Origin of the sequence: Burkholderia sp. 9775_39, assembly GCF_015712225.1 — a bacterium.
Classification (GTDB): domain Bacteria; phylum Pseudomonadota; class Gammaproteobacteria; order Burkholderiales; family Burkholderiaceae; genus Burkholderia; species Burkholderia cenocepacia.
The window spans coordinates 103,248-129,852 of record NZ_JACCQC010000007.1; the positions used below are offsets into that span (position 1 = coordinate 103,248).

The window sequence follows — 26,605 nt, forward strand, 5'->3', positions numbered from 1 at the left end:
TTGATGTCGAGCGCCGCGCAACGGTCATCCGGTCGGGCCCGGCGAGGCCGGATGCCCTTGTACGCGGCATGGAATTGTTGCGCGGTTGGCGGGTTTTGATACGATGCGCGACATTTTAACTCAATGCGAATGATTCTTACTCGCATTTTTACCCGCTCGCCATGACCGTCTGCCTCGCCCGCCCGCCTGTCCGTCCACGCCGCGTGGCCGCCGCCCTCGCCTGCCTTGCCGCGTCGCTCGCGCATGCGGACGATTCGCCCGGCGACGCCGCGGTACTGCCCGCCCTCAACATCACGGCCGCGCATGATTCGCCGCAACACTTGACCGACACGATCTCGACGGGTGCGCTCGGCACCCGCCGCCAGCTCGACACGCCGTTCTCGACGACCATCGTCACGTCGGAAGAGCTCGAGGCCCGCCAGCCGTACAAGCTCGGCGACGTCTTCGCGAACGACGCGTCGGTGTCGGACAACAGCGGCGCCTACAGCGCCTGGGCCAGCTACATGACGGTGCGCGGCATGCAGCTCGACTGGCAGAACGGCTACAAGATCGACGGACTGCCGTTCGTCACGTACGGCATCACGATGCCGTACGAGCAGCTCGATCGCGTCGAACTGCTGAAGGGGCTCGGCGGCTTCCTGTACGGCTTCGTGACGCCGGGCGGCGTCGTCAACTACGTGACGAAGCAGCCGGGCGCCGAACCGGTGCGCAGCGTCGACATCGGCTACCGGAGCACCAACGTGTGGACCGAGCATGTCGATCTCGGCCAGCGCTTCGGTCCCGACCACATGTTCGGCGCGCGGCTGAATGCGACGCACGAGGAAGGCAAGACGTACAACGACGGCAACATCCGCCGCGACAGCGTGTCGCTCGCGCTGCAGGCGAACCTGACGCGCGACCTGTCCGTGTCGTTCGGCGCGCTGTACCAGGACCGCCGCACGACCGGCCAGACGCCGTCGATCTTCACCGGCAGCTATCCGGGCGGCGCGCTACCCGCGACGATCAGCGGCGGATCGACGAACCTGGGCGGCAAGGACCAGTACCTGAACACGAACCTGCAGCTCTATACGGCCGGGCTGCAATACCAGCTCGCGCCCGACTGGCAGCTCGACGTCGCGTACAGCTACAGCAAGGCGACGCGCCGGCGTAACGAAAGCACGCTCTACCTGCAGGACGCGGCCGGCAACTACACCGACAGCCGCTACGTCGGCATGGAGGATCACCGCTTCAGCCAGTGGCGCGCGATGGTCGAGGGGAAGGTGCGCACGGGCCCGTTCAGCCACCAGATCGTGCTCGGCGCGTCGTGGCAGAAGCAGGCGAACGACTATTCGGCGAACAGCGTGTTCGTGCCGCTCGGCGCCGGCAACCTCTATGCGCCGAATCCGTACCGCTACGAGAGTCCGCACGGCTTCATCCAGTACCGCACGAGCGAGATCGTGCAGAAATCGCTGTTCGCGAGCGACACCGTGCAGTTGACCGAGCGCTGGTCGGTGCTGGCCGGCGTGCGCTACATGAACTACGCGCAGCGCGCGTTCCAGGCGAGCGGCGCCGAGGACCCCGGCTATCGCCAGAACGGCGTGGTGACGCCGACCTTCGCGGTGATGTTCAAGCTCGCGCCGACGACCACCGCGTACGCGAGCTACGCCGAGTCGCTCGAGCCCGGCAGCCGCGTGAACGATGTCTACGCGAACGCGGGCCAGGTGCTCAAGCCGCTGCGCAGCAAGCAGTACGAGCTGGGGATCAAGAGCGAGCGCGCGCGCTGGAGCGCGACGGCCGCGCTGTTCCGCATCGAGCGCAGCGCCGAATACGCGAACGCCGCGAACGTCTACGTGCAGGATGGCGAATCGATCATTCAGGGGATCGAGGTCGGCGCGCGCGCGAAATTCGGCGCGCACTGGAACGCGGGCGTCGACGCGATGCTGCTCGACGCGTGGTACGCGAACGGGATCGGCAACCACGGCAACCGCGTGGCCGGCGCGCCGCGCTTCGTGCTCGCCGGCGACCTCGGCTATGCGGTGCCGGGCGTGCCGGGGCTGACGCTCGGCGTCGACGCGAAATTCACCGGCGCGACGCCGCTGCGCGCGGCCGGCGGCCTCGACGCACCGGGCTTTCTCGTCGTCAACGCGGGCGCGCGTTACCTGACGCGAGTCGGACGGCACGACGTGACGCTGCGCGCATCGATCGACAACGTGTTGAACCGCCGTTACTGGGAATACCAGTACGCGGACTACGTGAAGCCGGGCGACCCGCGCACGGTGAGCCTGAGCGCGAAGATCGATTTCTGAACGCCGCGGCCGGCGGCCGCGGCCCGCTCGCCGCCGGGTCTCGCCAGCTGGCGGGAACACCCGCGCCGCAATGGCCTCTGGATTTTCCCGGCCCGCCAAAGCAAAACGGCGGAGCGGCCTCTTTCGAGGCACACTCCGCCGTTTCGCGGCGAACCGTCAGACGCGCTTAGTGAAGCTTCTTCGGCAGCATCTGGCTGCGCAGGCGCTTGTGCAGGCGCTTGACGGCTGCTGCCTTCTTGCGCTTGCGGACTGCGGTCGGCTTTTCGTAAGACTGGCGCTCACGCAGTTCAGCGATCAGGCCATTTTTTTCGATAGCGCGACGAAAGCGGCGAATCGCCACTTCGAACGGCTCGTTTTCTTTCAGAAGAATCGTCGTCATGTCGTTCCTAAATTGCTTAAACGGTCAAAAACGTAGCGGCCAAGCGCCACGCACCGGCCATCCGAGCGTCCCCACAACAGGCGAAACGAGCGGAAATACGGCCTCGGAGGCCGGAAAAGAGAGGCGGAAAGCACCGCGAGTACGCTTCACAACCGCGTGCAGCGCCGCGTTTGACTGCCAGCAGACATGCCGAAACCGGCAAAGGCGTGACAGAAAATCTCAATTCAGCCCGCCATCATAGCAGGGAATCACAGACAAAACCACCCTTTTGTCGGTCGTGTGTGCACAGCGTCACGACTGAGTGCCGGAGCCTCATCGGGCCGGTTTCTGCCCCCGTTTAATCCGGCGCCGTGCCGGGCCGGTCCGAAATGACAAAGAAGGATAAAAAATCGGGCCGAATCTCCACGTGCCCCTCAAGTTTTGTTTTGGTGCGCCGAAATCCTGCTCTGAGGCGGCCAGCAATGAACGAGTGCTTCCGCCGACGCCAAAACGGCTTTCCAGGGCTTTCGGCTTATACAGGAGATTTTTCCATGCTCGGAATTAACAGCAACATCAACTCGCTGGTTGCACAGCAGAACCTCAACGGCTCGCAAAACGCCCTGTCCCAGGCCATCACGCGCCTGTCGTCGGGCAAGCGCATCAACAGCGCAGCGGACGACGCAGCAGGCCTCGCGATCTCGACCCGGATGCAGACCCAGATCAACGGTCTGAACCAGGGCGTGTCGAACTCGAACGACGGCGTGTCGATGATCCAGACGGCTTCGAGCGCACTGTCGTCGCTGACGAACAGCCTGCAGCGTATCCGCCAGCTGGCCGTCCAGGCGTCGACGGGCACGATGTCCACGACCGACCAGGCCGCACTGCAGCAGGAAGTTTCGCAGCAGATCCAGGAAGTGAACCGTATCGCGTCGCAAACGACGTACAACGGCACGAACATTCTCGACGGCTCGGCAGGCATCGTGTCGTTCCAGGTCGGCGCGAACGTCGGCCAGACGATTTCGCTGGACCTGAGCCAAAGCATGTCGGCTGCGAAGATTGGCGGCGGCCTGGTGCAGAAGGGCCAGACGGTCGGTACGGTGACGGGTCTGTCGCTCGACAACAACGGCGCGTACACCGGTTCGGGCGCAACGATCACCGCGATCAACGTCATTTCGGACGGCAAGGGCGGTTACACGTTCACGGATCAGAACGGTCAGGGCATTTCGGGGAGTGCTGCAACGGCCGTGTTCGGCGCGGGCGCAACGTCCGGCACGGGTACGCCGGTCGCAGCTCTGGTGCTCGGCTCGGGCGTGACGGGCGCGGGCACCACCGCCGCGCAACAGACCGCAATCACCAACGCAATCGCTCAGATCAACGCCGTCAACAAGCCGGCTACCGTGTCGAACCTCGACATCAGCACGGTCAGCGGGGCGAACGTCGCGATGGTGTCGATCGACAACGCGCTGCAGACGGTGAACAACGTGCAGGCGGCACTCGGCGCGGCACAAAACCGCTTCACGGCAATCGCCACGGCGCAGCAGGCAGAATCGACCGACCTGTCGTCGGCACAGTCGCAGATCACCGACGCGAACTTCGCGCAGGAAACCGCGAACATGTCGAAGAACCAGGTGCTGCAGCAAGCAGGCATCTCGGTGCTCGCACAGGCGAACTCGCTGCCGCAGCAGGTCCTGAAGCTCCTGCAGTAATCGCGTAGCAACCGACGGCCGGGCCCCGCGTAACGCGCGGCCCGGCCGCAGTCACTTGGCGCGCGGGGCGTTGCTCCGCCGCCAGGTCTTCATCCAGAACTTCCCGGATCACCCGCCGCACGGAGCAACACGATGTCGACGATCAATCCCGCCGTCACCGCCGCCAACAACTCGGCCAACAGCGCGCTGCAGCAAGCCGCCCAATCGATCATCAGCGGTTCGACCGGCAACTCGTCGATGGACGTCAACTCGCTCGTGACGGCACTCGTCAATGCGAAAACCGCCGGCCAGGCCGCCGCGCTCAACGCGCAGCAAAGCAGCGACAACACCCAGATTTCCGCGTACGGCGCGCTGTCGGCCGCGCTGAGCGCACTGCAGGCCAGCCTCACCACGCTGTCGAACGGCTCGCTGCAGAACACCTTCACCGCGACCGCGAGCGGCACCGGCCTCACCGCGACCGCGGGTGCCGGCGCGGTAGCCGGCAGCTATTCGGTCGGCGTCACGCAGATCGCGACGTCGCAGTCGCTGTCGTCGGCCGCGTTCGGCGCGTCGACCGCGCTCGGCACCGGCACGATGACGCTGTCGCTCGGCAGCCAGTCGTTCACCGTCGACGTGAACGGCACCAACAACACGCTGTCCGGCATCGCCGCCGCGATCAATACCGCGACCGGCAACCCGGGCATCGTCGCATCGGTCGTCAACGGCAGCGACGGCGCGCACCTCGTGCTCAGCTCGACGCCGACCGGCGCGGCGAACACGATCGGCGTCGCGCTCAGCAACGTCGCCGGCGACAACGGCCTGTCCAGCCTCGGCGTCACGTCGACGCCCAGTACGACGGGCGGCCAGTCGACGATCACGTCCGCGAACGGCAGCGCCGCGTGGAAGCAGAGCACCGCCGCGCAGGACGCCGCGTTCACGATCAACGGAATCGCCGGCACCAGCGCGAGCAACACCGTGACGAGCGCGATCACCGGCGTCACGCTGAACCTGACCAGCGCCGCCGTCGGCGCCACGCAGCCGCAAACGTTGACGGTCGCGACCGACACGAAATCCCAGGCCGCCGCGATCAACAACTTCGCGACGCTCTACAACACGCTGGTCACGACGATGGGCTCGCTGTCGAGCTTCACGTCGGGAGCGTCGTCGCAAGGCCCGCTGCTCGGCGACTCGACGCTGAACACGATCAAGAACGCACTCGCATCGATCGTCGCGAGCGGCGTGAACAGCAACGGCTCGACGGTCAACCTCGCGTCGATCGGCGTCACGCTGCAGGCCGACGGCACGCTGAAGGTCGACAGCACGGCGCTCAACGGCGCACTGCAGAACAACCCGACGGGCGTCGCGTCCCTGTTCAACTCGAAGAACGGGATCGGCGAGCAGTTGACGACGAACATCACGAACTACACGAAGACGAACGGACTGATCGCCGCGCGCACGACCGCGCTCAGCAACGATCTGAAGAACGTCGCGCAGCAGCAGACGACGCTGTCCAACTATGCAGCCCAGCTGACGAGCCAGTACCAGGCGCAGTTCACCGCGCTCAACACGCTGATGGCGACGATGAACAGCAACTCGCAATACCTGACCCAGTTGTTCGGCGGCGCGAACAGCGCCGGCGCGATGTCGAACAACAAGGGCTGATCGCTGGCCGGACCGGAGAGCACCGATGGAACAGACCGAACTGATTGCGCAGATCGATGCGCTCACCGACGGGATCGAACATGCGGCCGCGATGGCCGACTGGGCCGAGGCCGTACGCCTCGTCGATGCGCGCTGGTCGCTCGTCGCACTGCTCTCGACCGACCAGCCGCCCGTCGGCATCGCGGCGATCCGCCGCATGCAGGCCAGCAACGACCGTATCTTCGCCGACGCGCAACGCGCGCAGCAGGAGCTGACCGACGAATACCAGGCGGCAATGAGCCGCGTGCAGGCCGTCGGTCAGTACCAGAGCATCGCGAACCGCTGATCCGCATCCGGCCGCGCGCGGCAATGCGCGCCGCCAACCCGACAACAAGAACTACACGCTGATGTGAGGGCGTGCTCGTTCGCCTCCCCGCCCGCCTCGTGCGGGCGTTTTTTTTGGGGTGTCGCCAGCCGCACCGCCCCTCCGTCGGCCGACCGGTCAATCGACCAAACTGACCGGGCTTTTCCCGTCACCTCGCGGCATCGGCGCGACGGCCCGCTACCCATAATGGTATCGACCGACTTTCCGCAGATTTCATCATGCTCCCGTCCGAATCGCCCGATCCCGCCGTGCTTACGCCTGAACAGCAGTTCGCGCAGGACATTGCGCTCGTCATGGAAAGTGCGCTCGAACGCCAGCACAGCGGCGCATTCGACGACGCGCGGGCGCTGTACGAGGCGATCGTCGACGCGATGCCCACGCATGCGGATGCGCACTACAACCTCGCGGTGCTGATGGTCGATACAGGCCGGCCGACCGATGCGCTGCCGCATTTCGAGGCCGCTCTCGGCGTGAACCCGGCCAACGGCTACTACTGGGTCAGCTACATCCACGCACTGCACCACAGCGGACAAACGCCCGCCGCTTGGATCGCCGTCGAAATTGCGCAGCAACGCGGCGTACATGGCCCCGCACTGGACGGGCTGATTACGCAAATGTCGATGCCCGACGTCGTGCTCGCAACGGCCCCGGCTACCGCCGTCGTATCGAGCGGCATCGATGCACAGATTGTCGCCGAAACCGCCACCGGCTCGACCGAGCGGGATCATCCCGGCAAGCCAGCCCGCCGGGCTCACCCGCATCTGTTGCAAAGGCATGCGGCGCTGTTCCAGAAAAACAAGTACGCCGAATGCACCGCACTCGCGAAGCGACTTACAGCTGATTATCCGGAAGACGGCGCGTGCTGGCGCGCATTGTCTGCGTCGTTGCACAAGCAAGGCCGCTATACGGAGATGATCGATGCGGGGCTGCGTACGGTCGAGCTGCTGCCAGACGAAGTGCTCGTGCGTATCCTGCTCGCCGATACGCTACGCGCGGCACTGCGTTTCCAAGAAGCGGACGAACAATGCCGCCGCCTGCTCCAGCTTCAACCCGATCACCCGGAAGGATTGCGAATCCACGGCCAGGTGCTGCTTGCGCTACGTCGAACTGCCGAAGCGAACGCCGCCTGCCGGCGCGCGGTCGAGCTTGCGCCAGGCAGTGCCGCCGTGAACAGCACGCTCGGATTCATCCTGCTCGAACAGGGCGCCACCCAGGAAGCGCTCGGCTGGCTGCGACGCGCATTCGTACTCGATCCGACCGACAGCGTGGCCCACAGCAACATGCTGTTCTGCCTCGCGCACAGCGCCGACTCCGACCCGCAATCGCTCGTCGACCAGCATCGCGCGTTCGGCCTGCGCTACGGTAACCGCAAACGGGCGGCCGCGTTCACGAACACGCGCGACCCGGCGCGCCAGCTTCGTGTCGGCTTCGTGTCAGGTGACCTGTTCAACCACGCGGTCGCGTCCTACGCGGTACCGGTGATCGAACATCTCGCGACGGATCCCGGCATCGCGATGTACTTCTATCACAATCACCTCGCGGAAGATCAGGTTTCCGAACGCGTCAAGGCATACGCGCGCAGCTGGTGCAACATCACCGGCCTGAACGATCGCGCATTTCTCGAGCGCGTGCGCAACGACCAGATCGACATCGTGATCGATCTGTCCGGCCACACGGGCCGCAACCGGCTGGTAGCGCTCGCGCAGCGCGCGGCTCCCGTACAGGCTTCGTGGATCGGCTACCCGGCCACGACGGGCGTTGCCGCAATCGACTACTACCTGTCGGACCGATTCGTCACGCCGCATGGCAAATTCGACGACCAGTTCGTCGAGCAGATCGTGCGGCTACCCGCGATCGCGACGTTCATGCCGCCGCCGCATTGCCCGCCCGTCAACGGGCTGCCTGCGCTGTACAACGGCTACACGACCTACGGCAGCTTCAACCGCCTGAACAAGCTGAGCCCAGAGGTCATCGCAGCCTGGGCCCGCGTGCTGCACGCGGATCCGACCGCGCGCATGGCGCTGGGTGCGATCGGCAACGACGACGATCAGCGTACGCTGATCGAATGGTTTACCGCCGCGGGTGTCGACACCGGCCGCCTGACGTTTCACCGGCGCTCGAGCATTCCGCTCTACATGCAGCAGCATCACGGCGTCGACCTCTGTCTAGACACGTTCCCGTACGCGGGCTCGACCACCACGCTGAACGCGCTGTGGATGGGCGTACCGACCGTGACGATCGCCGGCGCGACGCCGGCAGGATGTGGCGGCGCGGCCTGGCAGCAGCACGTCGGACTCGACGCGTACATCGCGACGGACGAGAACGATTTTGTCGCGAAGGCACTGACGCTCGGCCGCGACGTCACCGCGCTGCAAACCCTGCGCAGCGGCCTGCGCGCGCGCTGCGCCGAATCGGCCGCATTCCGCCCGGAGATCGTCGCAGCCGGACTGTCGTCGGCACTACGCACGATGTGGACACGCTGGTGCGCGGGCGAGCCTGCCACCGCATTCGACACGCCGTTGTTCGACGACGCGGCGACCGCACAGGCCGCGGTAGAGGCCTGATTTCCACGCGATAGCGAGAAAAATCACCATGACCGCCAGCCTGCCCATGTCGTCCGTCGCGCAACTGCCGCGCGAGAACATCTATGTCACGCAGCCGCACCTGCCCCCGCTCGACGAATTCCTGCCGTATCTCCAGCAGATCTGGGACAGCCGCGTGCTCACCAACGGTGGCCCGTTTCACCAGCAGTTCGAGCGCGCACTATGCGAATACCTCGGTGTCCCGCACCTGTCGCTGTTCGCGAACGGCACGCTGGCGCTCGTCACCGCGCTGCAGGCACTGCGCATCACCGGCGAGGTGATCACGACACCTTACTCGTTCGTCGCGACCGCGCACTCGCTGCTGTGGAACGGCATCAAGCCGGTCTTCGTCGACGTCGAACCCGATTCGCTGAATCTGGATCCGGCCAAGATCGAAGCGGCGATCACGCCGCAGACCAGCGCGATCCTGCCCGTCCACTGCTACGGCCGCCCGTGCAACGTCGACGCGATCCAGAAAATCGCGGACAACTACAACCTGCGCGTGATCTACGACGCCGCGCATGCGTTCGGCGTCCGTACGCACGAGGGCAGCCTCCTGCGGCACGGCGACCTGTCGGTGGTGAGCTTTCACGCCACCAAGGTGTTCAACACGTTCGAAGGCGGCGCGATCATCTGCCCCGACCTTAAAACGAAGCAGCGCATCGATCACCTGAAGAACTTCGGCTTCGTCGACGAAGTGACCGTCGTCGCGCCCGGCATCAACGGCAAGATGAGCGAGGTCAATGCGGCGTTCGGCATGCTGCAGCTGAAGCACATCGACGACGCGCTCGGCCGCCGCAAGGCGCTCGACGCACGTTACCGCGAGTTGCTGCGGGACATTCCCGGCATCCGCTGCGTCAACGATGCGCCCGATTACACCGCCAACCATGCGTACTTTCCGATCCTCGTCGAATCCGACTATCCGCTCGGCCGCGACGAGCTGTACACGGCGTTCCGCGAAAACAACATCTGGGCGCGCCGCTATTTCCATCCGCTGATTTCGGATTTCCCGATGTACCGCGGCTTGCCGTCCGCGAACCGTGCGAACCTCCCGGTCGCGGCCGAGGCCGCGCGCAAGGTGCTGTGCCTGCCGATGTATCCGGCGCTGACCGAGCACGATCTGCGCCGCATCGTCGACGTAATCCGACAGCCGTAAGATGCGGCTCGCGATCATGCAACCGTACCTGTTCCCTTACGTCGGCTATTTCCAGCTCGCCGCGGCGGTCGACAGGTTCGTGTTCTACGACGACGTCGCGTTCATCAAGAACGGCTGGATCAACCGCAACCGCGTCTTGCTGAACGGGCGTGCCCATTACCTGACCGTACCGCTCGCCGGTGCCGGTTCGTCTCAGCGGATCGACGACGTGCGCGTGCAGCCGTCCGAACGCTGGCTACCCAGGCTGCGCGAGTCGCTGCGTCATGCGTACGCGCGGGCGCCTCACTACCCGCGCATCAGCGCGCTGTTCGAACGCGTCATGTCGTACGAGACTGATTCGATCGGCTGCCTCGCCGCACACAGCGTCGCCGAAGTCTGTCGGTTCGTCGGCATCGGCCCCGAGTTCGTTGCGACATCGTCGGGCTACGGCAACAACGCACTCAAGGGACAGGCGCGTGTGCTGGACATCTGCGCGAGCGAACGCGCGCGCACCTATGTCAACTTGCCCGGAGGGCGAGCGTTGTACGATCGAACGGCATTCGCCGAAGCCGGGCTCCGCCTCGAATTCATCGAGCCCGCGCTGCCCGCCTATCGGCAATTCGGCGCGACATTCGTGCCGGGGCTGTCGATTCTCGACGTGCTGATGTTCAATCACGTCGACGAGGTGCGCGCCATGTTGCATGCCGGAGCCGTCGCATGAACGCCGACGCGATCGGCGGCTATGCCGGATTCGAACTCCCGATGCACGGACAGGAATTTCACGCAAATGCGCTGCGATTCCAGTCCGCCCGTGCCGCATTCCTGGCGTTGCTGCAGTATCGTCGGCCCACGGCCGTCTGGGCGCCATGGTATCTCTGCGAGAGCATGACCGACTCGCTTCACGCATCGGGCGTCACATGCCGACGCTACGCGATCGGCCAGGACTTCGGGTGCCCGGACATCGAACTCGGTCCCGGCGAGTGGCTGCTCTACGTGAACTATTTCGGTGTCTGCGACCGCCATGTCGATTCGGTACTCGAGCGCTACCCGCGCGAGCGCGTCGTGATCGACAACGCGCAGGCGTTCTTTGCCGCGCCGCGCGACTGTCTCGCCAACCTGTATTCGCCGCGAAAGTTCGTCGGCGTGCCCGACGGCGGGTACCTGATCTCGAATCATGCCGTTGCGCTGCCCGACGAAACCGACCACGCATCGCTGCAGCGCACGACACACCTGCTCAAGCGCCTGGCTGCCGGAGCGGAAGCCGGCTTCGCCGACTATCAAGCGGCCGAAGCGAGCCTCGACCGGCAGCCGCCGCGCAGGATGTCGTTCCTCACGCAACGCCTGCTGGCAGCGATCGACTATGAGTCCGTCCGCGACGCGCGACGCGCGAATTTCTCGTATCTGCACGATCGGCTCGGCGAGCGCAATCGCCTGCCCGTCGCGCTCGACCACGCCAGCGTGCCCCTGTGCTACCCGTTCCTCGGCACGACCGCGGCCACGCGGGCCGCTCTGATCGCGCAACGCATCTACACCCCCTGCTACTGGCCCGAGGTCGCATCGGACGACACCGTGCCGGACTTCGACGCGCAGCTTGCGCGCAGCGCGCTGTTCCTGCCGTGCGATCAGCGGCTGGATCGCGCGCAGCTGGACGAGGTCGTCGCACGCGTGCTGGACGAGTAACTACTCCATGGATTCCGTCATCACACGTTGCGCGCCGACACGTGCGTCCACCACCATGAACGACAAGATCAACGTACTCGTATTTCCCTGCGGATCCGAAAACGCATCGGAAATCCACCAGGCGTTACGCTATTCGCTGCACGTCGAGCTAATCGGTGCATCGAGCGTCGACGATCACGGCCGCTTCCGCTTCCCGCGTTATGTCGGCGGGCTACCGAAGATCGCCGACGCTACGTTCGATGCCGACTTCGCCCGGTTCGTCGCGCGCCATGAAATCGATGTCGTGTTTGCGACACACGACACGGTGCACGAATATCTGTCGACGCGCGCTTCCCGGATGGGCATCACGCTCATCAACGGCGCAGCACAAAGCGCGGCCATCGCCCGCCGCAAGAGCATGACGTACCGCCATTTCGCCGATCGCGACTGGGTACCGCGGGTGTACGCATCGGTCGACGACGTCGACGCGTGGCCGGCGATCGTGAAGCCCGATCTCGGCCAGGGCGGTCAAGGCGTGACGCGCGTCGACGATGCGCGTGAGGCCACCGAAGCGATGCAGCGCGTCGAACAGCCGCTGCTCGTCGAGTACCTGCCCGGCGACGAAGTGACCGTCGATTGCTTCACCGACCGTTCGCGCCGCCTCCTGTGGATCGGGCCGCGCACGCGCGAGCGCGTGAAGGCCGGGATTTCGATGCGCTCGCGCCTGCTGCCGCAGTCTCCGCGCATCACCGAAATCGCGCATCAGATCAACGACGGGATGCCCCTGCGAGGCCCCTGGTTCTTTCAACTGAAGCGCGACCGTCACGGTGCGTGGAAGCTGCTGGAGATTTCCTGTCGTGTCGCGGGCACGATGGCCGCTCAACGCGCGGCCGGCATCAACCTGCCGCTGATGGCCATCCAGGACTACCTCGGACGCGATCTCGTTGCACTGCCGAACCCGCACGTCACGCTCGTCGATCGCAACATCGCGACACGGGCAGCGCTCGACTGGGAATACGACACCGTCTGCGTCGATCTCGACGACACGCTGATACTGAACGGCCACGCCGTCCCGCAGACCATCGCGTTTCTCTACCAATCGGTCGCGGCGGGCAAGCAGATCGTCCTGCTGACACGCCATGCGCACGACGTCGCGCGCACGCTCGCCGCCGCCCGGATCGATGCCGGACTGTTCGATCGCATCATCGTCCTGCGTAACGGCGAGTCCAAGGCCGATCACGTGACGCCGCGCTCGATTTTCATCGACAACCACTTTCCCGAGCGGCTCGCTGTCGCACGCAAGTGCGCGGTGCCGGTGTTCGACGTCGACTCCGTCGAATTCCTCATCCGGTAAAGGCGTCCGCATGGACAACGCTGCTCTGATCTCCCGATTCGCTTGCGCACCCGCGTACCGCGCGCCACGCGCCGTCGAATCGGCCCATCGCCCCGATCGGCCAAATCGGCGAACCTCCGGCCCACCCGGACGGCGCGATGTTCGGCGGGGAAAGCGCAATCCGAATCAATGGCAAGCACTGAAATCGACATGACGCATCGCGATATCCGACCCGCCTGCAACCAGAACAGACACACATGCGCGGCGATACGCCCGTCGATTGTCCAACCCGAACGCGTGCCCTGCCGCTTCGCCGCGAATCGAGACGCCCAATGAAGACCCCTGCTCACTACCAGTCACTCGAGTACGGCCGCATCCTTTCGTTGATGCGGCAACTCCAGCATCCAGGACAGCGCGCGCTCCGCGTACTCGACTACGGTTGCGGACCCGGAAAATTTCTCGACGGCTTCGGCAAGCTGGGTTGCGCCGTCACTGGCGTCGACGCGAACGTCGACTACGTCGAACGCGCGCGTGCCAACGGATTCGCGGCATACGAGCCGGAGGCTTTTTTCGCCGCCGAGCACGCACCGTTCGATGTGGTGTTCCTGAGTCACCTCATCGAGCACGTCACGCCGGACGCGCTGTTCGCGCTCGTGCCGCGCCTTTGCGCTTTGATGCACCGGGACAGCCGACTGATCGTCGTCAGCCCGACCCCCGGCGATCGGTTCTATCACGACTTCACTCACGTGCGCCCCTATCTGCCGCAGAGCTTCCGTCATGCATTCGGCACTACGGGAATGCCGATCTCGTTTGGCGAGGCGGGGTTGCTCGAAATGACGGACATCTATTTCTTCAAGGATCCGTACCGCACCCGGATGTGGCGATCGTTCTACACCGGCGGCGGCGTCAAACGCGCACTGACACGCACCTACAATCGGCTGCTCGACGTTGCGTGGCGGGTATCGCGCGGACATATCGGCGTGACGGCCTCGTGGCTCGGCGTCTATCAGTTGAAGGTGCGCTGACGCGACAGGTCGATGGGTGCATCGACCACGAGCAACGGCTTGACCGACCCACGCTATCGCAAGCCGTCTCCGCCGACATTTCCGCCGACGCATGCCATGGGCATTCGACGCGCACTGACGGACGCGGGCAACGGGGCGTCGGGTTTTACGAACTGCTCCGTGAAATGCGCGGCAAACGCCGCCCGCAGCCGCTCGGCCAGTTGAATCCAGCTGTCGCCGCGCCCGCGCCGGAACAACCGCACCGTGCCCGGATACCACGGCGAATCCTCACGGTCGTGCATCCATCGCCAGTCCACGTCCTGATTCGGCAGCAGCACCCAGCAGGGCTTGCCGAGCGATGCGGCCAGATGCGCGGTCGACGTGTCGACGCACACCACGAGATCGAGTTGCGCGACGATCGCGGCCGTATCGGCGAAATCGTCGAGTTCCGAGCCCAGGTGCAGCAACGGCAGCCCGCCCGGCGGCTGGCGCGCTTCGTCCTCGCCCTGCCCTTTCTGCAGACTCACGAAATTCACGCCCGGCACGCTCCACAGCGGCGTCAGCAATGCCAGTGACGGCAGCGAACGGTGCGCGTCGTTGTGATGCTTCGGATTGCCTTTCCACACGAGTCCGACGCGCGGGCCGGGCGGCAGCGCATCGAGGCGCGCGCCCCAGTGCGCGACGCGCGCCGGATCGGGTACGAACCGCACCGGCGGCGGGATCGTGTCGAGCGTCGTGCCCGCGTGCATCGGCGCGCTCAACAGACTCGTCCAGTAATCGAATTGCGCGGCCTGCGCGGTAGCCGCCTCGTGATCGAGCACCGCGTCGACGCCATCGACTGTCTCCATCAGCCGATGCAACGCCGGCTGGCACGCAAACACCACCCGCGCCGCCTGCCGCGCGCGAAATTCCGCGAAATAACGGCTGAACTGCAGCATGTCGCCGAGGCCGTCCTCCTGCCACACGAGCAGCGTCTTGCCGGCCAGCGGCTCGCCTTGCCACTGCGCGCACCGTAGTACCTCGCGGGTCCGGCGGTGCACGAACGTCGACTGCTCATAGCGCGATTCGTAGCGGCGCCAGCCTTCCTCGAATCGTCCACGGCTGAGCAGCAGCGTCGCCAGCCCGAAGCGCGCGTCGTCATAATCGGCACGCAGTTCGAGCGCGCGACGGTATGCGCGTTCGGCTTCGTCGAGTTGGCCCGCATGCGCCAAGGTCGTGCCGAGGTTGTAGTGCACCTCGGCCATCTGCGGCGCGAGTGCCAGCGCGTCGGTGAATGCGACGGCCGCTTCGTCGTGGCGGCCCTGCGCACGCAGGACGCAGCCGAGATTATTGTGCGCCTGCGGCAGGCCGGCCCGGCAGCGGATCGCGTCGCGATAGGCCGCTTCCGCTTCGGGCAGGCGATCGAGGTTCTGCAGCGCGACGCCGAGGTTGTAATGCGCTTCCGGATGATCGGGACACAATGCGATGGTCTGCCGGCTGGCCGCCTCCGCTTCCGGCAACCGCTGCATGTCGACGAGGATCGCGCCGAGATTCGCGTGCGCGAGTACGTGGTCGGCGCGAACCGCGATCGCGAGCCGATACGCGAGTTCCGCCTCCGCCGGCCGGGCAAGGACGCGAAGCAGGTTGCCGAAATCGGTCAGCACGTCGGGCGACCGCGGCTCGATCGACAGGGCCTGCCCGAACGCCTGCTCGGCTTCGTCGAGCCGGCCGAGCGCTTCGAGTACCTTGCCGAGCCGGTGATGGTGCGACGCGCGCAACGGCGCGACGCAGGCAAGCTGCCGGCGCAGGATCACTTCGGCGTCGGGCAAGCGACCCTGCGACATCAGCAGCGCGTGAAGGCCGTCGTAGGGGAGCTCGAACGCCGGCATCGCATCGATCGCGCGCCGCCACGAGGCTTCTGCGTCCGCCAGATGGTTCAGGCCGAGCGCGCAGACGGCCGCGACGTGCAGCGCCGCGACGTCCACCGCTGGCGCGTCGAGCTGCGGCGCGACAAGCGACAGTGCGTCGGCAAACTGTCCGTTCTGGCACAAGGTCGCGGCGTGTCGAACGCACGCGGAAACGTCGGAAGCTGGCGTCGTCATGGAGGGCTGGGCAAAGCGGCGGACAGTCATCGCGTCCGGCCGCCACGGCGGCAGCCCGGCATGCGCGACGCGTGTCGCGCCCGGGCGACCGTTTCGGCACGGAGAGCGTCGATTGACAGGTTACCGAAGCATGCACGCACGCGATGCGACGATCTGAGCCCATTCCATGCGGTTGTTCGGGCGATGGCCCCGTCACCCCGTGCGTGGCGGGGCCTCGCTGAACGACACCGGCCGTCCGCTCAGCTCGACGAACACCCGCCGCAACTGCTCGAACTGCACGAGCTGGAACTGCACGAACTCGACGAACTGCAGCTCGACGACGCGCCACCGCCGTCGGACGAGTCGAACGAAGTGCCACCGCCCGCTTTCGCCGCGGCGACCGACGGCATCCGCGACGCGGCCAGCACCGGGCCTGCATACGCCGACCATACGGTACCGGCCAGCGCGCCTGCGCCAAACAGCGCTGCGGTCCACAGCAACGGATCCGGATCGTCACCTTGGGCGTCGCGTGTCCCGGACGCTCCCTGCGCGCTGCGTACGTGCCGCACGTCGCGCGCAGCCCGCGGATCGTGCGCGTTCCTGCGCTCGAGCAACGCGGCGCGCCCGGCCGCCGTTGGGCCGCCGCGCCGGAAGCCGGTCAGCCTTCCAGCGACGATCCGGTACGCGATCGCGAACACCGCCATGCAGATGCACAGCAGCAGCACGGGCCGCCCGCGGCTCAAACCGACCGCAAGCTTCGCGGCGCCCGTGCCGAACACGAGCAGCGCGATCGCGCGCGCGGCCGTCCGGGACGCGCGCAACTCGCCGGGCGCCCAGAACCAGCCCTGCGCACGCATCCCGTCGACGACCTCCTGCGCATACCTCGCGAGCCGCTCACGAAACACGCCGTAGCGCACGGTGCCGGACGGTTGCTCGTTGAGCCACGCGCAGTAGTCGTCGTATCGGCCCGCGCGTTCCAGATCCGCGATCTTCACGTAGCTGCCTTGCAGGTGAACGCTCCACAGATCGACCGCGCCCGCATGCGCGAGCGACATCGTCACGACCTGCGCGACCCGTGCTTCGCCGCCGGTGAGATAGGCGACTTCGTCGGCACTCAGCCCAGACGAAGCCTTGCGCGTGCGCCGGCCCCAGCGCCGGATGCGAAATTCGATGGCATGCAACGCGACGATCAACGACAACGCGACAACGCAGGCCGGGACGTAAAACGCGAGAAACTGCGGCCCGGTGTAGTCGAGCACGTCGAGATCCTGCGCCGATGCGCAGGTCGCGGCGACACTGGCGGCGGCCGCCGGCCACACGAGTTTCGGCAGACGGTCGCGCCACGCACGGCGCGGCGCCACGGCGACCATGCGCCCGGGCTGCTGCGTCTCGACCTCCGCCTCGCCCTCGACTGCCCGGTCGACGGGACGCGGCCAGATCGATGCCGGCGGCTCGCAGCCGAACAGCCGGCGATAGCTGTCGAGCGTGTCGCGATAGCGCTGCGCGTACACGGCGGCCTCGTCCGGCGCGCCGGTGCCGGGCATGTGGTGCAGCCGCGCGCGCAGCACGCCGGCGCAGAACACGTCCCAGTATTCGAGCGTGTATTGCAGATGGAAATGCCACGCGGCATCGACCGCGACCGACGGCGTGACCGGATGCCCGGCCACCTGCGCGAGAAACGCGAAGCGCTTGTATTCGTCGATCACGGCCAGCGCGTGGTCGTGCGACCAGCCTTCGGCGTCGGCGAGGCGCCGGCTGTACGGCAGCGGCGCGTCGGGATCGTCGGGGGAATACGCGTGCAGACGCGCGAGCAGCGCCTGCTGCGCATCGGTCAGCGGGCAGGCAGCGACTGCGGTCGAGGTAGACGGAATGGCAGCCATCGGGAGTCGGCGCGATGCGCGGACGGCCGCCGCGATCGACGCTTGGAGTGGTCGTTGTGGGCGATTCTCGCACACCGGCAAATGCGTCGGCACGCCCACGCAAAATCGCCGTGCGGCAATCGCGAGCGCATCCGGGATCGAACCAGCAACCCCTGCCTTCGGAGTTTTATCTGCGCGTGCCGAACCCTTGCCCGGCAAGGCTCCGCCGGCATCTCCCGCGGCAAAACCAAGGTTGCACAAGATCACCCAAGCCCGCCCCGGTTCACCCAGGCTGCAATCTGGCTGCACGGCACGCACGGCCCCACCCGTGACCCTCGGCACCCGTCCATGAAGCGTAAGGCGCGCCGCACGCCACGACACGCGCCGCGCTGCGTGTCCGCCCGGACCACGCACGCATCTCGTTGAACCCCGCCCCGCGAAGCTCGACCATGAGAGCCATCTTCACTGCCTCACGGCCCGAGACCTCGCCATGGCAAGCAGCACGACTTCGATACGCGTTCGCGGCACGCCGGCCGGCACCGCCGCCGACCACCGGCCCCTTCGACATCGGCAGGCCCGGCCATGATCGCGCGCACCTTGCAGGGCGACACGGTGGACACGCTGTGCTGGCGCCACTACGGCCGGACCGACGGCACCGTCGAGACCGTGCTCGAAGCCAACACCGGACTCGCCAGCCTCGGCGTCGTGTTGCCCGCCGGCACGCCCGTCTACCTGCCGCCGTTCGATACCGTGACGAGCGCACGCCCGTTGCTGCAACTGTTTGACTGACCCTGGAATCGCCGTCATGGCCGAACCGAACCTCACTACCGCCGCGATGCTGTCCACCGCGATCGGCGTCGCCGGGCTCGCGCCCGGCATCGACGGCAACGCGCTGATCGGCGCATTCACCGGCGCGGCGCTCGTGGTCGTCACGTCGAAGGAGATCGGCGTGGCGCGGCGTGCGGCCTATCTGCTGATCTCGCTCGTGATGGGCTATCTCGCCGCGCCGGAAATCGTCGGCGCGACGCCGATCCACTCGACCGGCGTCGCCGCGTTCTTCGCGGCCGCGCTCGTGATCGCCGTCACGCTGCAGCTGATCGAGCGGATCAAGACGCTCGATCTCCTGGCGCTGTTCCGCAAAGGAGGGTGACGTGGCGTTCCCGTTCGCGCTGATCGCGCTCGCCGCCCACCTCGCCGTGCTCGTGCGCGTGCTCACCTATCGACGCAACGGCGCACGGCACCGGCGCCACGCATCATGGTTCGCGTGGATGCTCGTCGCCGTCACCGGCGGTGCGTCGATCGAGTGGCTGCTGCATACCGGCGCCGTCGGCTTCTTCGACGCGGCCACCGCGGTCTTCCTGGCGATGTTCGTCTGCGGCACGCGCGGCAACGTCGCGCGCCTCCTGAGGAGCGAATGACGATGAAAACCCGCCGCCTCGGCGATCACGGCGACGACGTGGGCCTGCTGCAACGCAGACTGATCCGCGCCGGCTATGCGGTGCAGATCACGCACCTCTATGACGCGGCGACCGAAGCCGCCGTCATCGCGCTGCAACGCAAGACCGGCCTCGTCGACGACGGTATCGCCGGCCCGAAGACCTATGCCGCGCTGGCCACCGGCCTGCGCGATCCGAAACACCTGGGGCTCGCCGATCTCGAGCGCGCCGCGCGCACGCTCGACGTGCCGCTCGCGTGCATTCGCGCGATCAACGAAGTCGAGTCGCGCGGCGCCGGCTTCCTGCCCGACGGCCGGCCCGTCATCCTGTTCGAACGCCACGTATTCTGGAAGCGGCTCCAGGCGCGCGGGATCGATCCCGCGCCATTCGCGGCGCGGCAGCCGGACATCGTGTCGCGCACGCGCGGCGGCTATCGCGGCAGCGCCGCGGAATACGTGCGTCTCGCCACGGCCGAGTCGATCGATGCCGGCGCCGCGTGGGAATCCGCGAGCTGGGGCGCGTTCCAGGTGATGGGCTATCACTGGGAACGCCTCGGCTACGCGGGCATCGACGCATTCGTCGCGTGCATGGAAGACGGCGAAGCGCAGCACCTCGACGCGTTCGTGCGGTACATCGCGGCGGACGACACACTGCGCCGCGCACTCGGCGCACGCCAGTGGGCCGCATTCGCCCGCGCGTACAACGGGCCCGACTATGCGGCGAACCTGTACGACGTGAAGCTCGCACGCGCTTTCGACCGCTATGCGTCGCAAGCGGCTGCGGCGACGCAGGCCGCATCCGGATCGCCCGACGCTACCGTCGCGTCCCGCGCATGAACGGACTCGCCGCGAAAATCATCGCGTGGATCGTCGCGCTCGCCACGTGCGCCGTCGTCGCGCTGTACGTGCATGGGCTGCGCGCCGAGCGCGCGACCGCGCAACAGCAACGCGTCGAGGCGCAACAGGCGCTCGCCGCGCGCGACGGCGTCATTGCGCGCCTGCGGCAGGACGCCGCCGAACGCGCGCAACAGCAGGCGCGGCTCGACCACGCGCAAACCGCCATCGCGTCGAAGCTCGACGCCATTCGATTTGAAAACCGGAGATTGACCGATGAAAACGCCGCGCTTCGCGCCTGGGCTGATACTCGCCTGCCTGACGACGTTGTCCGCCTGCAAGCCAGTCCCGCTCTCACCGGCGCCGGCGATTATGTCGAACACGTGCCAGACGGTGAAGCCGTGCACGCTGCCGAGGCTCGCGCCGCGGACCAACGGTGAGCTCGACGGTGCGCTCACGCTCGTCAAGGCCGCGTGGGCGACGTGCGCGGCGACCGTCGACATGATCGCGGCGTGCCAGGCCGGCGCGGCCGCCCCCGACCACGGAGCCCATTCGCATGATTAAGCCGGACAGCCTGCGGCGCGCGCTTGCCGCCGCCATCCCGTCGATCGACGACGAACCCGGCGCGTTGACTGTGCTCGTCGAGCAAGGCTCGATCGCGACGACCGGCACGCTGACGCCATCGTTCGAATACCGGTACACGGCCCACGTCCTCGCGACCCACTTCTCCGGCGACACCGATCCGGTGTTCGTCGCCCTGATCGAATGGGTGCGCGCGAACCAGCCGGACCTCGTGACGAACCCGGCCGCACGCGCGAGCGGCATCACCTTCGAGGTCGGCATCCGCGACCAGACCGCGGTCGACCTGTCGATCCGGCTGGCGCTGACGGAAAGCGTCGTCGTGACGACCGGCCCCGACGGACGGCCGGTGATCACGCACGTCGACGACACACGGGTCGACCCGGCCGATACGCTGACCTGGGTCGCGCTGCCGCAGATCCGCTGAGCCGGGCGGGCATCGGCCCGCCTTCGCTCACGCCGCGGCATCGCGCCCGGCAACGGCTGCTCGTCGCAGCCACCCCTCTCGCCTCGGCCCGCCACCGCGAAGCCCCCCGCCGATCGCCCTCGCCGGGCATCCGGTCCCGTCTTCCCGTCGACTCGGCCATCGCCGACGACAGGCATCCTGACGACAGCCTCGCTGCATAACCTGCATCGACGGCCCGCACGACGTCTCTGCGGCACGCCCGTCCAGCCATTCACGCGGCATCCGTTCGCCCGTCGCCGCGGCGCAATTCATCGAGCGCCCGTCCCATCGCCGCGTCCCGACATCGATCGGCATCCACGCATTCAGACCGCGTGACGACGTCGCGCAGACGCACGACTCCATCCTCATGCGAACCGGTGCTGCGATTGTCGACGCACGACTCGATGCCGGCATCCGGCGCGCACTGTCCCCGCCGCGACGACACAGGCCATCGCTCGCGCCGCGCGCCCCCCGCCGGCACCATGGCTGCATGGACGCAAATGAAATTCAACGGCAGGCACGCAACGCAGTGCGCAAGGGCACGATCCTCGCGGTCGACCATGCTGCTGCGTTGTGCCGCGTCTCAGTCGGCGACGCCGATTCCGATGGCAGCGGACTGCAGACCAACTGGATTCCGTGGGTGGCCGGCACCGCCGGCGCGACCCGCGACTGGCTGCCGCCGACGCCCGGCGAACAGGTCGTGCTGCTCTGCCCGATGGGCGACCCGGCGCAGGGTGTCGCGCTGCGCGGCGTCTATTCGAACGCCGCGCCGGCACCGGCCTCGAGCCCGGATACCCATGCACGGGTCTATCCGGACGGCGCCCGCATCACGTACGACCATGCCGCGCATGCGCTCACGGTCGAGCTGCCGGCCGGCGCGACCGTGCGCGTCGTCGCGCCCGGGTCGGTCGTCGTGCAGACCCGGAACGCCACCGTGCAGGCCGAGCGCATCACGCTCGATGCACCGCAGACCATCTGCACCGGCGCGATGACCGTCAAGGGGCCGTTCGCGTTCGAAGCCGGCATGACCGGCACGGGCGGGGCCGGCGGCGGCGCCACGATGCAGATCGACGGCGCGGCCACCTTTACCCGCGAAGTGACCTCCCGGGGCATCAGCCTCCCGCATCACACGCATCGCGAACAAGGCGATGGACAACTCGTGAGCGAACCGCAATGAAAGGCATGAATGCGAACACCGGCCGCTCGATTTCGGGCCTGGACCATTTCTATCAGTCGATCGGCAAAATCGTGACGACGCCGCTCGCGTCGTGCGTGAAGCGCCGTACCTTCGGCTCCGAGCTGCCCGACCTGATCGACGCGCCGGGCAACGGCACGGTGCGCACGCGGCTGTATGCCGCCGTCGCCACGGCGCTGATGCGCTGGGAACCGCGCCTGACGCTGACCCGCGTCGTGCTCGCCGCGGACGACGCGAACGCGGCCGCCGGCTCGCTCTATCTCGACATCGAAGGCTGGACCGGCGAGAACGGCACGGCAGTGTCGACCCGCGTGCCGGTTGCGAACGGGAGTCCGGCATGAGCGTGACGCCGATCGACCTCTCCCAGCTGCCGTCGCCCGACATCGTCGAAACGCTCGACTACGAGACGCTGCTGGCCGCACGCAAGGCACGGCTCGTGTCGCTCTACCCGGCCGCCGAACAAGCCGAGATCGCCGCGACGCTCGCGCTCGAGTCGGAGCCGCTCGTGAAGCTGCTGCAGGAAAACGCGTACCGCGAGATCGTGCTGCGCCAGCGCGTGAACGACGCCGCGCGTGCGGTGATGCTCGCGTACGCGGTCGGCACCGACCTCGATCACCTCGCGGCGCTGTTCGGCATCCGCCGCCTGACGATCTCGCCTGCCGATCCGGCTCACGACCTCGCGGCCGTGATGGAAAGCGATGCCGACCTGCGCGCCCGCACCCAGCTCGCCCCGCAGAGTTTCTCGGTCGCCGGCCCCGAGGGCGCGTACGTCTCGCATGCACGCAATGCCGATGGCCGCGTGCTCGACGCGTCGGCGGTCAGCCCGGCCCCGTGCGAGGTGCTCGTCACGGTACTCGCCCGCGATGGCGACGGCACGGCGGCGCCGGCGTTGATCGATGCGGTGGCCGCCGCGCTGCAGGCCGACGACGTACGGCCGCTCACCGACAAGGTCACCGTACGCGGCGCGGAGATCCTGCGCTACCAGGTGCGCGCGCGGCTGGTGTTCTTCGCCGGCCCGGATCGCGCCGTGGCGCTCGCGCAGGCCAACCGGGCGATGAAGCAGTACACCGATTCCATGCACCGCCTCGGGATGGAAGTCACGCTCGACGGCATCTACGCGGCCGCCCGCGCAGCCGGCGTGCAGAAGGTGATCCTCGAAAGCCCGCTTGCCGGCCTGCCGGCGACGAAGCAGCAGGCGCCCTATTGCACCGGGATCGAGCTGATCGACGGCGGGGTGTACAGCAATGAATGACATCCTGCCGCCGAACGCGACGCGGCTCGAGCGCAGGCTCGCCGCGACGAACGCCCGTATCGACGACGTGCCGACGCCGCTCGCGACGCTGACGAACCCGGACACCATCCGGTCCGACCTGCTGCCGTGGCTCGCCTGGCACCTCGGGGTCGATGCGTGGAAGGACTACTGGCCCGAATACGTGAAGCGCGCCCGCGTCGGGCAGGCGATTCCGATCGCCCGCCGCAAGGGCACCGCGGCGTCGGTGCGCGAGGTCGTCGCGGCGTTCGGCGGAAACATCGTCCTGCGTGAATGGTTCGAGCAACAGCCGCCGGGCGCGCCCGGCACGTTCGACCTCGTGATGACGGTCAGCGGCCAGGAGGGCGAACCGCCGACCGCCGAATACGTGGCCGACATCCTCGCGGAGATCGATCGCACCAAACCCGTCCGCGCGCACTACACGTTCACGCAGGGCTTCGAGATGCGGGGCCGACAACCGATCGGCGCCGCCGCGCGCGTGGCGGCCTATCGCCGCGTCAACTTCACCGACTACTGATCGCACATGGCAACCCAGATCATCATCACCGACGCCGGCCGCGCGGCGCTCGTCGCCGCCGGCAACGGCGGCACGAACGCCCACCAGGTCGTGGAAATCGGCCTGGCGAACGCCCCGTTCGTCGCCGACAAGGGGCTCACCAAGCTGCCGAACGAGCTGAAGCGGATCAAGTCCTTCGGCGGCGCCAACGTCGCGCCGGACACGATCCACACGACGCTGAAGGACGACTCGACAGACCAGTATTCGCTGTACGGATTCGGCCTCTATCTCGACAACGGCGTGCTGCTGGCCGCGTACGGCCAGGCGACGCCGATCATGGAGAAATCGCCGGCCGCGTTGCTGCTGCTGTCGTCCGACATGCAGTTCGCGACGATCGACGCGACGCAGCTCGTGTTCGGCGACGCGTCGTTCCTGAATCCGCCGGCGACCACCGAGCGGCAGGGTGTGGTCGAGCTGGCGACGCAGGGGGAAGTCGACGCGGGCAGCGATGACACGCGCGCCATCACGCCGAAGACGGCCGCGTCGCGATACGCGGCGTTGACCGGCGCGAAGTTCACGGGGCCGGTCGTCACCGAATTCGATGCGGGTCCGGACACCGCACACGTGTCGATTCGCCCTCCGTCGGGCAAGAACGGCCGCGAAGGCCGCGTGCGTCTGCACGGCACGTTCAGCGGCGGCAACCCGGATACGGGATCGCGCCTGGTCGCAACGATCCGCTCCGGTTTCGACAACGGCGCCTGGGGCCGTGAATACGTCGATCTGTGGCTGAACAAAACGGCCAACGACGCCGAGACAGACGCGTACCAGGCGCGCGCCGTGCGTGTCACCTATGGCGGCCGGATGCTCATTGGCGACGTCAAGAACGACGACGGCCGCAACGTGATCCAGGCCGGCGGAGGCGCGACTTTCAACGGCGGCATAACCGCCCGCGGAATGGACGCCCAGGGTGCGCACTTCCGAGCAATCTTCGGCGACTACGGTGCATTCTTTCGCAACGACGGCAAGGATGCCTACCTGTTGTCGACTGGAAAGGGCGATCCGGACGGCTCGTGGACCAGTCTCCGCCCGTTCTCGTGGTCGCTCGCCGACGGGACCGTCCGCATCAATGGCACCGGTGCCGTGACGAACATCGGTGGCGACGTCGAAATCGGCCGCACGACGAACGAAGGGCACATTCGGCTCGGCCCGGTCGACGGGTACTTCTACGCCAATGCCCGTTCGGTCGGCTGGTGGGGCAAGGCCGACGCGTTCCAGTACATCTTCGACGACCACACCTTTCGTATCAACGACAATCCCGTGTGGCACTCCGGCAACCTGTCGCCGCTCGATCGCACGAAGGGCGGCACGATGTCGGGCGATCTCTGGTTCGACCCGGGCAAGCGGATCTACCTGTCGGAAGGCAGCGCGCAGGCGCCGTCCCTGACGTTCACCAACGACGGCGCGCCGGACACGGGCCTCTACCACACCGGCGACGGCATGTTCGGCATCACGTGCAACAGCGTCTCGCAGGTCTCGTTCACGCCGGGCGGCACCACGTTCCAGACGCCCGTTCAGGGCCAGACGCCCCCGGCGGGCGATCGCTCGACGCGGCTCGCGACGACGGAATGGGTGGTCGCCGCGATTGCGTCGGCCGCGATCGGCACGGTCGTTTTCGAGCCACGCACGACCGCTCGCGCCGGCTTCCTGAAGCTCAACGGCGCGCTGCTGAAGCGCGCCGACTATCCCGCACTCTGGGCCTATGCACAGGCCAGCGGCGCGCTCTCCACCGAAACGGACTGGGCCGCCGGATGGTCCGGCACGTTCTCGACCGGCGATGGCACGACGACCTTTCGCATCCCCGAATTGCGCGGCGAGTTCGTGCGCTGCTGGGATGACACCCGCGGGGTGGACCCGAATCGCGGTCTCGGCGCATCGCAGAACTTCGCCAATGCGTGGCACGCGCACGGCGCCTCCGCGGCGGCGAGCGGGGACCACGTGCATTCGGCCTGGACCGACGTGCAAGGGTGGCACGGTCACCACGGCTGGACCGCCAGCGTGGGCGATCACCAGCACGTCGCGCCATACAGCGAATCGGGCATCGCGCCCTTTGGCACCCATTCGACGAATCAAGTCGGCTCGCACGGCGGCGTCGACAACGACAACCCGTGGGCATTCACGTCCGGAGCCGGCGGGCACAACCACGAATTCAACACGGAAGGCGCCGGCAATCACGGCCACAACGTCGGCATCGGCGCCGCCGGCAATCACAGCCACGCGATCACCGTCAACGGCGACGGCGCCAACGAATCGCGGCCGCGCAACGTCGCCCTGCTCGCCATGATCCGCGCCTACTAACCAGGACCCC

Annotated in this window: 25 protein-coding genes; 22 read left to right on the forward strand and 3 right to left on the reverse strand. The window is 67.3% G+C overall.

Annotated elements, in window-relative coordinates:
• Nucleotides 1-161 precede the first annotated feature (161 nt).
• The gene (locus tag H0X90_RS11830) at nt 162-2,285 is read left to right on the forward strand and encodes a TonB-dependent siderophore receptor (protein ID WP_060213053.1); all 2,124 of its coding nucleotides are present in this window, start codon (nt 162-164) and stop codon (nt 2,283-2,285) included.
• A 166-nt stretch (nt 2,286-2,451) separates the two neighbouring features.
• Here the strand turns inward: H0X90_RS11830 and rpsU are convergent, their stop codons facing one another.
• Complete coding sequence (rpsU, locus tag H0X90_RS11835) at nt 2,452-2,664, reverse strand: 30S ribosomal protein S21 (protein WP_006401410.1); 213 nt, start codon at nt 2,662-2,664, stop codon at nt 2,452-2,454.
• Between the two features lie 530 nt (nt 2,665-3,194).
• Between rpsU and H0X90_RS11840 the strand changes: the two genes are divergently transcribed.
• The 9 genes from H0X90_RS11840 to H0X90_RS11880 all read left to right on the forward strand — a co-directional run bounded on the left by H0X90_RS11840 (nt 3,195) and on the right by H0X90_RS11880 (nt 14,088).
• Nucleotides 3,195-4,349, forward strand: a complete 1,155-nt coding sequence (locus H0X90_RS11840) for a flagellin (RefSeq protein ID WP_034201118.1) — start codon at nt 3,195-3,197, stop codon at nt 4,347-4,349.
• A gap of 132 nt (nt 4,350-4,481) precedes the next feature.
• Nucleotides 4,482-5,990, forward strand: a complete 1,509-nt coding sequence (gene fliD / locus H0X90_RS11845; RefSeq protein WP_006484094.1) for a flagellar filament capping protein FliD — start codon at nt 4,482-4,484, stop codon at nt 5,988-5,990.
• A gap of 25 nt (nt 5,991-6,015) precedes the next feature.
• Nucleotides 6,016-6,315, forward strand: a complete 300-nt coding sequence (locus H0X90_RS11850; RefSeq protein WP_059721094.1) for a flagellar protein FliT — start codon at nt 6,016-6,018, stop codon at nt 6,313-6,315.
• Nucleotides 6,316-6,572: 257 nt separating this feature from the next.
• On the forward strand, nt 6,573-8,918 hold the full coding sequence (locus H0X90_RS11855) for a glycosyltransferase family 41 protein (protein WP_062911073.1): 2,346 nt from the start codon (nt 6,573-6,575) through the stop codon (nt 8,916-8,918).
• 28 nt (nt 8,919-8,946) lie between these two features.
• Entirely contained in the window at nt 8,947-10,092 is a 1,146-nt protein-coding gene (locus tag H0X90_RS11860; RefSeq protein WP_034201122.1) for a DegT/DnrJ/EryC1/StrS aminotransferase family protein, read from the forward strand.
• 16 nt (nt 10,093-10,108) lie between these two features.
• A complete protein-coding gene (locus tag H0X90_RS11865; protein ID WP_227745464.1) occupies nt 10,109-10,792 on the forward strand; it encodes a WbqC family protein in 684 nt (227 codons plus the stop codon).
• A 164-nt stretch (nt 10,793-10,956) separates the two neighbouring features.
• Nucleotides 10,957-11,751 (forward strand): hypothetical protein, encoded by a 795-nt coding sequence (locus H0X90_RS11870; protein WP_226245311.1) that lies wholly within the window; start codon nt 10,957-10,959, stop codon nt 11,749-11,751.
• A gap of 55 nt (nt 11,752-11,806) precedes the next feature.
• Nucleotides 11,807-13,084: an ATP-grasp domain-containing protein gene (locus H0X90_RS11875; RefSeq protein WP_077190276.1), complete on the forward strand. Its 1,278-nt coding sequence runs from the start codon at nt 11,807-11,809 to the stop codon at nt 13,082-13,084.
• A 311-nt stretch (nt 13,085-13,395) separates the two neighbouring features.
• Complete coding sequence (locus tag H0X90_RS11880; protein ID WP_034201126.1) at nt 13,396-14,088, forward strand: bifunctional 2-polyprenyl-6-hydroxyphenol methylase/3-demethylubiquinol 3-O-methyltransferase UbiG; 693 nt, start codon at nt 13,396-13,398, stop codon at nt 14,086-14,088.
• 53 nt (nt 14,089-14,141) lie between these two features.
• Here the strand turns inward: H0X90_RS11880 and H0X90_RS11885 are convergent, their stop codons facing one another.
• Nucleotides 14,142-16,148 (reverse strand): tetratricopeptide repeat protein, encoded by a 2,007-nt coding sequence (locus H0X90_RS11885; protein ID WP_227739788.1) that lies wholly within the window; start codon nt 16,146-16,148, stop codon nt 14,142-14,144.
• Between the two features lie 239 nt (nt 16,149-16,387).
• Nucleotides 16,388-18,007 (reverse strand): TIGR04222 domain-containing membrane protein, encoded by a 1,620-nt coding sequence (locus H0X90_RS11890; RefSeq protein ID WP_077190278.1) that lies wholly within the window; start codon nt 18,005-18,007, stop codon nt 16,388-16,390.
• Nucleotides 18,008-18,568: 561 nt separating this feature from the next.
• Between H0X90_RS11890 and H0X90_RS11895 the strand changes: the two genes are divergently transcribed.
• The 12 genes from H0X90_RS11895 (at nt 18,569) to H0X90_RS11945 (ending at nt 26,595) form a co-directional block, all read left to right on the forward strand.
• Nucleotides 18,569-18,775: a tail protein X gene (locus H0X90_RS11895; protein ID WP_006484103.1), complete on the forward strand. Its 207-nt coding sequence runs from the start codon at nt 18,569-18,571 to the stop codon at nt 18,773-18,775.
• A gap of 16 nt (nt 18,776-18,791) precedes the next feature.
• Nucleotides 18,792-19,136, forward strand: coding sequence for a putative holin (locus tag H0X90_RS11900; RefSeq protein ID WP_006484093.1), 345 nt, complete (start codon nt 18,792-18,794; stop codon nt 19,134-19,136).
• Nucleotide 19,137: 1 nt separating this feature from the next.
• A complete protein-coding gene (locus tag H0X90_RS11905) occupies nt 19,138-19,404 on the forward strand; it encodes a phage holin family protein (protein ID WP_006484102.1) in 267 nt (88 codons plus the stop codon).
• A 2-nt stretch (nt 19,405-19,406) separates the two neighbouring features.
• Entirely contained in the window at nt 19,407-20,258 is an 852-nt protein-coding gene (locus tag H0X90_RS11910) for an N-acetylmuramidase family protein (protein WP_171984167.1), read from the forward strand.
• Nucleotides 20,255-20,695, forward strand: a complete 441-nt coding sequence (gene lysB / locus H0X90_RS11915) for an Rz-like lysis system protein LysB (RefSeq protein WP_034201128.1) — start codon at nt 20,255-20,257, stop codon at nt 20,693-20,695. The genes H0X90_RS11910 and lysB overlap by 4 nt, the downstream gene beginning before the upstream one ends.
• Nucleotides 20,583-20,819, forward strand: a complete 237-nt coding sequence (lysC, locus tag H0X90_RS35745) for an Rz1-like lysis system protein LysC (RefSeq protein WP_226245313.1) — start codon at nt 20,583-20,585, stop codon at nt 20,817-20,819. The genes lysB and lysC overlap by 113 nt, the downstream gene beginning before the upstream one ends.
• A complete protein-coding gene (locus H0X90_RS11920; protein ID WP_077190281.1) occupies nt 20,812-21,261 on the forward strand; it encodes a phage tail protein in 450 nt (149 codons plus the stop codon). The genes lysC and H0X90_RS11920 overlap by 8 nt, the downstream gene beginning before the upstream one ends.
• Nucleotides 21,262-21,769: 508 nt before the next feature.
• Entirely contained in the window at nt 21,770-22,456 is a 687-nt protein-coding gene (locus H0X90_RS11925; protein WP_006496264.1) for a phage baseplate assembly protein V, read from the forward strand.
• The gene (locus H0X90_RS11930; protein ID WP_034201129.1) at nt 22,453-22,815 is read left to right on the forward strand and encodes a GPW/gp25 family protein; all 363 of its coding nucleotides are present in this window, start codon (nt 22,453-22,455) and stop codon (nt 22,813-22,815) included. Before H0X90_RS11925 ends, H0X90_RS11930 begins: the two co-directional genes overlap by 4 nt.
• Nucleotides 22,812-23,726 (forward strand): baseplate J/gp47 family protein, encoded by a 915-nt coding sequence (locus H0X90_RS11935; protein ID WP_006484106.1) that lies wholly within the window; start codon nt 22,812-22,814, stop codon nt 23,724-23,726. The genes H0X90_RS11930 and H0X90_RS11935 overlap by 4 nt, the downstream gene beginning before the upstream one ends.
• Nucleotides 23,719-24,261, forward strand: coding sequence for a phage tail protein I (locus H0X90_RS11940; RefSeq protein ID WP_006484097.1), 543 nt, complete (start codon nt 23,719-23,721; stop codon nt 24,259-24,261). Before H0X90_RS11935 ends, H0X90_RS11940 begins: the two co-directional genes overlap by 8 nt.
• A 6-nt stretch (nt 24,262-24,267) precedes the next feature.
• Nucleotides 24,268-26,595, forward strand: a complete 2,328-nt coding sequence (locus H0X90_RS11945; protein WP_077190283.1) for a phage tail protein — start codon at nt 24,268-24,270, stop codon at nt 26,593-26,595.
• Nucleotides 26,596-26,605: the final 10 nt, after the last annotated feature.